The sequence below is a fragment of the Actinocrinis sp. genome, assembly GCF_035653575.1.
Taxonomy (GTDB): Bacteria; Actinomycetota; Actinomycetes; order Streptomycetales; family Catenulisporaceae; genus Actinocrinis.
Genome location: NZ_DASRBQ010000052.1, coordinates 1 through 6,614, shown reverse-complemented (window position 1 = coordinate 6,614; position 6,614 = coordinate 1). Strand labels below are relative to the sequence as shown.

The 6,614-nt window shown below is 68.8% G+C and carries 5 protein-coding genes, 1 tRNA gene and 1 pseudogene; 3 read left to right on the top strand and 4 right to left on the bottom strand.

Translation table 11 applies throughout. The features are described from left to right. Positions 1 to 165 (top strand): annotated as a pseudogene (locus VFA06_RS25855) (signal peptidase I); the annotation flags it as partial. A 273-nt stretch (positions 166 to 438) separates the two neighbouring features. Here VFA06_RS25855 and VFA06_RS07435 read toward each other — a convergent pair. Further along, positions 439 to 990: a hypothetical protein gene (locus VFA06_RS07435; protein WP_324839692.1), complete on the bottom strand. Its 552-nt coding sequence runs from the start codon at positions 988 to 990 to the stop codon at positions 439 to 441. A 210-nt stretch (positions 991 to 1,200) separates the two neighbouring features. Then, entirely contained in the window at positions 1,201 to 1,506 is a 306-nt protein-coding gene (locus VFA06_RS07430; RefSeq protein WP_324839691.1) for a hypothetical protein, read from the bottom strand. 252 nt (positions 1,507 to 1,758) lie between these two features. Here VFA06_RS07430 and VFA06_RS07425 point away from each other — a divergent pair, with 252 nt between their 5' ends. After that, complete coding sequence (locus VFA06_RS07425; protein ID WP_324839690.1) at positions 1,759 to 2,205, top strand: tyrosine-type recombinase/integrase; 447 nt, start codon at positions 1,759 to 1,761, stop codon at positions 2,203 to 2,205. Here the strand turns inward: VFA06_RS07425 and VFA06_RS07420 are convergent. Beyond that, positions 2,171 to 2,244: transfer RNA gene (locus VFA06_RS07420), tRNA-Pro, on the bottom strand. The genes VFA06_RS07425 and VFA06_RS07420 overlap by 35 nt on opposite strands. Before the next feature lie 313 nt (positions 2,245 to 2,557). Here VFA06_RS07420 and VFA06_RS07415 point away from each other — a divergent pair. Beyond that, positions 2,558 to 4,366 carry an aminotransferase class V-fold PLP-dependent enzyme gene (locus VFA06_RS07415; protein ID WP_349260094.1) on the top strand — a complete coding sequence of 603 codons (1,809 nt, stop codon included), beginning with the start codon at positions 2,558 to 2,560 and terminating at the stop codon, positions 4,364 to 4,366. Here VFA06_RS07415 and VFA06_RS07410 read toward each other — a convergent pair. Beyond that, positions 4,324 to 6,126, bottom strand: a complete 1,803-nt coding sequence (locus tag VFA06_RS07410) for an acyl-CoA dehydrogenase (RefSeq protein WP_324839688.1) — start codon at positions 6,124 to 6,126, stop codon at positions 4,324 to 4,326. The genes VFA06_RS07415 and VFA06_RS07410 overlap by 43 nt on opposite strands. Between the last annotated feature and the right edge of the window lie 488 nt (positions 6,127 to 6,614).

Sequence of the window (6,614 nt, the reverse complement as noted above, 5' to 3'; positions counted from 1 at the left end):
GGCCGCAGCGTTCTGCTGGCGGAGCAAGGTGATTATGTCGTGTGGGGGCGCGGCATCAGTCACTCCTGGTTCGCGGAGGAAGAGTCGGTGGTGCTGACCGTTCGATGGCCGTCGGTACCCGGCTACGCAGCTAGCCCGGCCGACCGCGCTCACGCTTCGGGCTGAGGTTCCGGCTTCTCGTTCAGGATCGGGCGCGCCTCCTGCTTCCAGGGTTGGCCGGAGCGGACCGAGACGTCGACGGGGCGAAGACAGGAGGAGACGGCTCGGGCGGCGACGGGCTGCACGCCAAAGCCTCGTCCAGTGCCGGTGATTGAGCGTGAGCAGCTGGCCTGCACCCTAGCGGACAGTTGTCCGTGGGTACCCGTGATTGACCTTGGTTACCTCTGCGAACGGGCACGTATCGGGCACGCTGCTGAAAGTCGCCTGTGATCCGAGCGGTCACCGCTGCCAGAGGAATGCGGCGGTCATGCAGCGACCGCAGCGGAAGACGTACCCGCGTCCGCCTCCGCCGAAGTTCGCTGCCGTCGCGAAGTCGTAGCCTTCCTCAAGCTCCGCCACGAAGGTCATCGCCACGCTACAGCCGGAGCAGAGTGGCGTCTCGTCGTGCTGGAGCCAATCGGGTTCACCACCGACACGGCCGAGGATCGGCACTTGCGAGGCGGTCTCCTCCGGGTGGAGGCGGAGCCTGGTGGCGGTACCCAGGAGCGTGACTCCTTCGGCAGGCACACTCGCCGGCTGAAGCTGACCGGCGAAGATGTAGGCGCGGTTGCCCCCACCGGTCGCGTCCCAGTCAGCACACAGGCCCGGGTCGTTCTGGCAGAAGAACACACTAATGACGCCTTCATCGAGCGGCAGGTGTGCAAGGAACTGCATCGCCCCGTTGCAGGTGCGGCAGGTCGGCCACTCGAAGCCCTCGGGAGCGAGGGGGACGCCTCCGGTGCGCATTGTGGACGCATCCAAGGCGCAAACACCGTCGTAAGCCAAGAGCATGCACGGAGTCTAGAACGCTCCTCTCTCGAGCAAGCTTCGTTCGTGTTTGCATCAGCGCAAGCGACCTTCTAGTTGCCTAGTTGCAAACTTGCGGCACCGATAGGGCGGATCCGGACATTCTTGCCCGAGACAGGTCGGGCAGAGTCATCGTAGGGTTCTGATCGTCGTCTCGGTTGCTGTACTGCGCTGCTGTACTCAGGTCCGCTCTGTCTAGGCTCCCGCGTCGTTCGTCTCGGCTTTCGCGACACGATGTGACCGGAGTCCCGCCACGAAGACGAGCAACTGGGCGGCGGTGAGCGGAAGGATGGCGAACGGTGCAGCGGACGAAAGCCACCGTTCACTGAGAAACATATTGGCGGTCGCAACGTACACTCCGACGGCGATGCCCACAGCGAGACTCACTCGCCGGCGGGATCGGGCGAACCGCGAAAGGTCACGATTGATTGCGATCGTCAGGAAGATCGTCGCCGCGTAGGAGACGAGAAGCTGCGCGCGTCCTTCTGGCGCGTTGAGCATGGCTGCTCGGCTTCTCGCTCGGGGCCTCGCGTGCGTCCTGATTGCGGGTGTGCTCGGAGCGGGCCGAGACGCCGACTCGGCGAAGACGGCTCAGGCGGCGACGGCCTGCACGCCGCATCGCGGCGTGCCTGGATGTTAGTAGAGAAATCTCTGACCCACCCCGACTTGTCCTGCCACTCGTGATCTTCGACCCGGCATGAAGTTCGCGGCACGCGACACCGATGGACCGTAGCGCGGCCGGACCGCGTTGGGGTGGGTGGCAACACCCTCGGCCTGGTCTTCACCACGGGCTACTGCAACTCCCCCGAGCCGGGCTCGGTGAACCGAGCGCTGCTCGTCCTTGCGCGACGTTGCGGCCTGCGTCCGCTGCACCCTCGCGCGCTCCGGCACTCGTGCGCGACCTTCCTGAAGGCCAAGAAGGTCGACGTCATGGTGATCAGGGATATCCTCGGCCATTCCCAGCTCAGCATCACCGCCGATATCTGCGCGCACGTACTAACGCCGGAAGTCCGTGAAGCGGTCAGCATCATGGATGGTGTCATGGGCGCGAAGGGTGTCAGGCCAGCTCAGACCGCAGACCGATCCGGGCCGTTGGTGTCACATCTGGTGTCCGAGGCAGCAAAAGGGCCGGCAACCATAAGCGGGTTACCGGCCCATACCAGCGTCGGGCTGACAGGATTTGAACCTGCGACCCCTTGACCCCCAGTCAAGTGCGCTACCAAGCTGCGCTACAGCCCGCTGATGGTGGCTCGTTGGCGAGCCAGGAAGAACCTTACCGTATCGGGGAGGCGTGTTTCACCTGCGTTGGGGTGTTGTGTCGGCGGCACGTCCGTGGACGGCGCCGGAGACGGGCAGCACGGCAGGTGGGCGTCTGCAGGGGCGCGGTGCGGGTCGGCAAGGTGGAACAACAGGTGCGTCGCTCGGAAGGCGCAGCGGGTGCACGGAGGCGGGCAGGCACAGCGGGTCACGGGGCGGATGATGGCGGCCGGGTTGGGGCTGGGGCTCTCGCGTTCGGCCTGGAGGACCTATCGTGAGCAGCGTGACCATGTCCATGTCTTCCCGGCTCTCGCCCGCTGAGTTGCCGAGTTCGCCCCTGCTGGAGCGGGTGCGGCGCGCATTGATCGGCGACGATGAGGTGCTCGACGGGCCATATGGGGCTTGTCGTGTGGTGTACGCCGACTACACCGCGTCGGGCCGTGCGCTTGACCTCATTGAGGACTTCATTCGAGGTCAGGTGCTCCCCCGGTACGCCAATACGCATACCGAGAGCTCCAGCACGGGGCGGGCTACCACGCGGCTGCGGGAGGACGCTCGGCGGATCATCCGGGATGCGGTGGGGGGCACTGAGGATGATCTGGTGATCTTCACGGGGTCGGGGGCGACTGCGGCGATCAACAAGCTCGTGGGGATTCTTGAGCTGCGCGGAGGCAAGTCGGGGGGCGGAGGCGAGTCAGGCGGTAGGTGGGGCGAGGAGGGCGGGGGACGGGACAGCGGGAGGCGCGGCGCGGGGCGGGGACCCGAGCGGGAGCGGCCGGTGGTGTTCGTCGGGCCGTTCGAGCACCACTCGAACGAGCTGCCGTGGCGTGAGTCGATCGCTGATGTGGTGGTCGTGCCCGAGGACCGCGATGGCCATATCGATCAGCGGTATTTGGCCGATCAGCTGCGCAAATACGCGGATCGGCCGCTGCTGATCGGCAGCTTCTCCGCCGCCTCGAACGTGACCGGCCTGCTTTCCGATACCGACGCCATCGCCGCGCTGCTGCACTCGCACGGCGCGCTGTCGTTCTGGGACTACGCCGCTGCCGGGCCCTACGTGCCGATCCGGATGCGGGAGAGCGCTCCGGGGCTCGGGGACCACAAGGACGCCATCTTCCTCTCGCCGCACAAGTTCCCGGGCGGGCCGCAGACACCCGGTGTGCTCGTCGTGCGGCGGGAGCTGGTGCGCAACGAGGTGCCGACCGCGCCCGGCGGCGGGACTGTCCTGTTCGTGGACCCGCTCGGGCACCGCTACCTTGACGACCCGATCGCGCGAGAGGAGGGCGGCACGCCGGCGATCGTCGAGTCGATCCGCGCCGGTCTGGTGTTCGCGCTGAAGCAGGCCGTGGGGACCGACCTGATCCAGGCACGTGAGGAGCGGCTGTGGCGTGCGGCCTTGGAACGCTGGTCGGCTAACCCGGCGATCGACATCCTCGGCAACCGGGACGCGCGGCGCCTGTCCATCGTCTCCTTCCGAATCGGCGCGCCGCAGCCAGGCTTGTTCCTGCACCACAACTTCGTTGTCGCGGTGCTCAGCGATCTATTCGGTATCCAGGCACGGGGCGGCTGCTCATGCGCCGGACCCTACGGGCACCGGCTGTTGGCCATCGACGATGAGCGCTCGCGGGCGTTCGAGCACGAGATCGGCCTTGGCTGCGAGGGCATCAAGCCGGGCTGGGTGCGGGTCAACTTCAACTACTTCATCAGCGACACGGTCCGCGACTACTTGATCGAGGCCGTGGATTTGCTGGCGCGGTTCGGGCATCGGATGCTGCCGGACTACTCCTTCGACGCGGCGACGGGACTGTGGCGGCATCGTGGCGAGGTGGGAGAGGCACCGCTGCGGCTGACAGACGTCCAGTTCGGGGATAGCGCGGAGGGCGTCGAGTATCCGGACCGGCGAAGGACGGCGGGTGAGGACGTGCTCGCGCAGCAGCTGGAGCGGGCACGCCGGATTCTGGACGGGTTGCCGGACTGTCCGGATCAAGGCCCGACCGGATTGCCGGAGCAGGTCGAGGCGTTGCGCTGGTTCCCGCTGCCGAAGGTGTGCTTGGCGGGGAGTCAGGAGCGGGGGGCAGAAGCAGAGGCGAGGGGGCTGTTGTAAAGGTCGTAGCTGCGCTCGCCGGTGAACCGGGCGAAGACCTCGTCGAGGAGTCGCTGGGAGCTGGCGGCGGGCAGCTTGGTGGCCGGCAGACCGAGGCGTCCGCCGATGCGGCCCAGGGCGCACAGCAGCCACGCGGGGTCGGCGAGGAACGGGTCACCGGTGCTGTTTCCGGCACCGTCGCAGTGGTCGGTCTGCGCGCGCCATACGCCGAGGCACGCGGCGGCCGCGCAGAGCAGGGCGTAGCGGTCGGCCAGCGCATAGCTGAACGGGGTGGACAGCGTCTCGTGGCCCCTGCCCGCGAGCGCCGCGCAGGCCTTGCGCAGGTCGGACAGCTCGCGGTCGAAGTGGCCCGCGACCTCGCGCAGCGCCGCGCGTTCCGCCTCGTCGACGCCGGGCACGTCGCCGCCGAGCAGCTCGCGGATGGCGCCGGGGAGGGAGGCGGCGAGCGGATCGGCCTCGCCGAGGACCTCGAGTTCGCCGAGCTCGAGCGGCGGCAGCGGGTCGCTGGCGCGGAAGAGGTTCACGGGGGGCTGTTTCGATCCGGCCGGATCCGCGCGGGCGAACAGCGGCAGCTGCGGGATGATCGTCGCCTGCCGGGCGGCGCTGCCCGCGTGGCCGAGCCCCATCACGGGAATGTCCCGCAGCTGCTTCTGGAACATCCCGTACGCGCCGAAGCGGTGGTACTGCGCGTCGCCGAGGATGACGGTGAGGTCGTCGCAGCTTTCGGTGAGCACTTTCGGGGCGAGGTAGGCGGCAGCGGCGGCGCTGGCGGACATGCGGTCCGGCAACAGGTGCGCCGCGCGGGCGGCGACGAGCGTGAGGCAGTCGCTCAGCAGAAGGTCGAGGAACGCGCCGACGACGACCGCTCGGGCGTGCGGGGTACGCAGCGGGGCGCCGCCGCGCCGGTTGTCGACGGCGTAGCGCACGGCGGTCCGCAGCGCCGTGTCACCGCAGGCGATAAGGGTGGCCGGAACCAGGCCCCTGATGAGGAGCGAGGAGCGCAGGGAGAGTTCGAGCGCGCCGTAGGGTTCGCCTATGACGCAGTCGGCCGGCACCGGACACTCGACGATCTCCAGGCCGCCGAAGTGGCAGCCGCGCATTCCGACGGTCGGGTACCTGGGCAGGTCCTCGACGCATTCGGCGGGAAGCCGCTCGCGGTCGAGCAGTAGGAGACTGTGGCTGCGGGCGGTGGGGCGGTCATCGACGCGTGCGAAGACCACGAGGCCGCGAGCGCGGTCGGCATTGGCGATGACCGTCTTGGTTCCGTTGAGCAGGAAACCGTCGGGCATCACGTCCGCCGCGATCTCGTCGCGCACGAAGTCGTTGGCGTGCGGCTCACCGCGTCGCGCGACCGCGATCCGCCCGCCGGACAGCAGCAGATCCGCGACCCAGCGCTGCTGCGCGTCGGTGCCGGCGAACCAGACCGGCGCCGCCGCGATGAAGCTCGACAGCCCGTAGCCGAAGCCGAGCGAGGGATCGCGGCGGAACACCGGTCGCAGGGTCCTGCCGAGCAGGTCGAGCCGTTCGAACCTGCCGCCGAGCCGGGCGGGCACGAACTCCGCGCCCATGCCGAAGTCGTCGAGCAGCGCTTCGGCCTCTCCCAGCACCTCCCAGTGGTCGTCCGCGGTGAGCACCGCCTCAAGTCCCAGCGGATTGGCCGGGTCGGCCATCGGGCCGAAGCGGCGCTCCAGATCGTCCGCGCGGGCCTGCGCCCCGAGCGGCGGCGCGGCCGGGGGTGAAGAGACAGTACCCAGATTCACTTGTGGCTCCTGGTGTCTGTGCCGTGGTGCGGTGCGGCAATGAGGCGTACGCGGTGAGTGCGCGGCCGACGAGCGCATTGCCGGGACTGTTCCAATTCATGCTGGAGGGCGGGTCGAGGGGAGATGAGGAGGCGGCGGGCGGACTCAGGGCGATGAGAGGGCAGGCGGCGAGGCGGTCCGGGGAGCGCTGGCTCGGGACCGGACCGCCTAGGCCGTGGGTAAGAAGTATCGCCGGGGCCGCGACGCCTGCCACGCACGCTCGCTGCGTCGGCGAAACGCCCACAGACGACCCGGTATGACGGCGCTCCGCCGCCTTGCGATCGCACGCGCCAGACGCCGCGGCCTTTTCCGACGCTACTTCTTACACACGGCCCAGTAGTCCTGCGTGCCGTGGCTGGTGTGCGCGGGCACGGTGGCGGCGAGCTGGTAGCCGCTGCCGCGCTGCGCCAGGGTGGCTTCCGCCGTCGGTGCTGGTCGCCTTCACCGGC

Excerpts from the sequence above, each read along its gene's own strand:
- VFA06_RS07435 (WP_324839692.1), bottom strand. The coding sequence starts at position 990 with ATGCTCTTGGCTTACGACGGTGTTTGCGCCTTGGATGCGTCCACAATG.
- VFA06_RS07430 (WP_324839691.1), bottom strand. The coding sequence starts at position 1,506 with ATGCTCAACGCGCCAGAAGGACGCGCGCAGCTTCTCGTCTCCTACGCG.
- VFA06_RS07415 (WP_349260094.1), top strand. The coding sequence starts at position 2,558 with ATGTCTTCCCGGCTCTCGCCCGCTGAGTTGCCGAGTTCGCCCCTGCTG.